This window comes from Endozoicomonas sp. ALE010, assembly GCF_049310165.1.
In the GTDB taxonomy this organism is placed as follows: Bacteria; Pseudomonadota; Gammaproteobacteria; order Pseudomonadales; family Endozoicomonadaceae; genus Endozoicomonas.
In genome coordinates, this window is record NZ_JBLYNV010000153.1 from 1 (window position 1) to 2,836 (window position 2,836).

Genomic DNA, 2,836 nt, shown 5'->3' on the forward strand with positions numbered 1-2,836 from the left:
TTGTCCACCAGTTTCGCCATGGCCCACAGCAGGTTGGCGATTTCCTGTGGTTTAAAGTGAGCTTTCTGTGCGTTCACGTGGGGCAACAGCGCGGCCACGGCCTCTTTGAGCCCTGGTGTCTGATCCTGCCCGTTGCCCACCAGTTTCGCCATGGCCCACAGCAGGTTGGCGATTTCCTGTGGTTTAAAGTGAGCTTTCTGTGCGTTCACGTTGGGCAACAGCGCGGCCACGGCCTCGTTGAGTTCTGGTGTCAGCTCCTGGCCGTTGGCCACCAGTTTCGCAATGGCCCACAGCAGGTTGGCGATTTCCTGTGGTTTAAAGTGAGCTTTCTGTGCGTTCACGTGGGGCAACAGCGCGGCCACAGCCTCGTTGAGCTCTGGTGTCCGCTCCTGCCCGTTGTCCACCAGTTTCGCCATGGCCCACAGCAGGTTGGCGATTTCCTGTGGTTTAAAGTGAGCTTTCTGTGCGTTCACGTGAGGCAACAGCGCGGCCACAGCCTCGTTGAGCTCTGGTCTCTGCGCCTGCCCGTTGTTCGCCAGTTTTGCCATGGCCCACAGCAGGTTGGCGATTCCCCGGGCATCAATATCCCTGGCTTCAGGTTTTTGGTTGCAGTTAAATATTATTGCATCAAGTAGCCTTGACAATAAGGCAGCTTGTGTAAGCTTAACACGCTCATCCATGGGTTTATGAGGGGTAAAAACACCTGCCGAAGTGAATGAGTGAAGTGTTGTCGTCAGACTTCGCCAATTCCAGCTTTGCGTTGCGTTAAAATTTTTCAGGAAACATATCAGCTGGCTTTGTTCCGCTCGATTTAACGGTCTTTTAGCAGCTGACGTGTATTTTTTAATTGAACTGGCATATTGACCGTGATGTCTCCCATCATAGCGATGACCGATCCGAGCAGATTGATTCACCAGACCATCCATTATTTCCTGTTTGATGAGGTTATTAAAATCCTGAGCGCGGTTTACTGAACGGCGCTGTAGATTTTGAGAAGAGCATGTGGCGGAAGAATAGTAAAATTCATTACGTACCGGGGCTGTGCGGGGGGGATGACCCCACTGTCTGACTGTGGCATGTCTGTATCGCCCACGCCGTGAAGAAGCGGCGTGTTCATTCGGTCGGTTGTAATCATTACCTGATCTTGCGTATTGACCACTGATACCAGCAGAGCTTCTATCCATAATTATATTTCATTAATTCATGAAAATATAAAAAGCAGACTGCGGTTCTGCTCAGAAGTTCATTTTGCTGAAGTATCTATAAACATAAACGGTTGGGAAAACACCTCTACTCCTGATGCCATTAGTCCGTTATTTGCAAATCATCCGGGGCGAGATGTATGGGCAACAGGTGTTCAACGCTGGCATTCCTTCCCGGAATGTGAAAGAGGTTCTTGAGTCATGATGTGAGGAAGGCAATTACTGGCTGTTTGTTTTCTTCCTCTTTGTGGGTTTACCGGGTTGCTCCCCTGAATGTTCTTCGGCAGTTAAGTAACCGGGATCTGAGGGTTGCCTGCCTTTATCAGGTGTAACGTATGCCTCATCTGCCCACCTTCTTTTAAGTGATAGAGAGCCATGACGTTGTGGTGGGATGCCTACCCTGGCCTTTATTTGATCAATACATCGTTTCATTGAATCCCGGTTCCAAAGCATGTTAATCGGGATTTCAATGACCTCAAATCCTGATTTTTGCAGCAATGCGATTTTAAGCAGAGTAGAACCATTCCTGGTTTTGAAATCACCACCCACATAATGAGACGGTCCCTGAACTTCAATCACCATGTTATGATCTGGCAGAAGCAGGTCAACCGGCGGTAGTGAGTTCAGATTCTTTTCTTCTTCAATCTTCAACGATGGAATGCGTGATTGGAGTTGATCGCGGAAGTCGGATTGAGGTTTTGAAATGGTTGTCTGGTAATGGGGGACGACTGGACTCGCTCTTCCAAGCCAACTTGCGGCCATGGCAATGATGGATTGTTCTTCTTCATTGTTTGGGGAGGTATTTTCCAGGCGAGTAAACAGGTCATCCATGTGCTTTTCAAGCACGTTATTTTTATTGGCATTGGAGACTAGAGACAACCTGGCACAGCAAACCATTACTCCCCAGAGAGACATCAAAATCACTTGCTGAGAGAGCTGAGGGTTTTCACTGATTCGGTAGACAAGCGATTTGAACGTAGAGGTAACCACATTCAGCTCAACGAACTCACCCAGTTTTGCCATGGCCCACAGCAGGTTGGCGATATGCTGAGGAATAAATTGGTCTTTCTGTGCGTTCATGTGGGGCAAAAGTGCGGCCGCGGTCTCGTTGAGTACTGGTGTCTGCTCCTGCCCGCTGTCCAACAGTTTCGCCATGGCCCAAAGCAGATTGGCGATTTCCTGTGGATTAAAGTTAGCTTTCTGTGCGTTCATGTGGGGCAAAAGTGCGGCCGCGGTCTCGTTGAGTACTGGTGTCTGCTCCTGTCCGCTGTCCACCAGTTTCGCCATGGCCCACAGCAGGTTGGTGATTTCCTGTGGTTTAAAGTTAGCTTTCTGTGCGTTCACGTGGAGCAACAGCCTGGCCACGGCCTCTTTGAGCCCTGATGTCTGCTCTTGCCCGTTGTCCACCAGTTTCGCCATGGCCCACAGCAGGTTGGAGATTTCCTGTGGTTTATAGTTAGCTTTCTGTGCGTTCACTTGGGGCAACAGCACGGCCACTGCCTTGTTGAGACCTGGTGTCCGCTCCAGCCCACTGTCCACCAGCTTCGCCATGGCCCACAGCAGGTTGGAGATTTCCTGTGGTTTATAGTTAGCTTTCTGTGCGTTCACTTGGGGCAACAGCACGGCCACTGCCT

2 protein-coding genes are annotated in these 2,836 nt (G+C 50.1%); both read right to left on the reverse strand.

The features are described from left to right. A partial coding sequence (locus ACO6UY_RS24285) for a DUF1601 domain-containing protein (RefSeq protein ID WP_422491619.1) occupies positions 1 to 1,184 on the reverse strand: 1,184 nt, incomplete at its 3' end. Between the two features lie 237 nt (positions 1,185 to 1,421). Next, a partial coding sequence (locus ACO6UY_RS24290; protein WP_422491620.1) for an RAP domain-containing protein occupies positions 1,422 to 2,836 on the reverse strand: 1,415 nt, incomplete at its 5' end.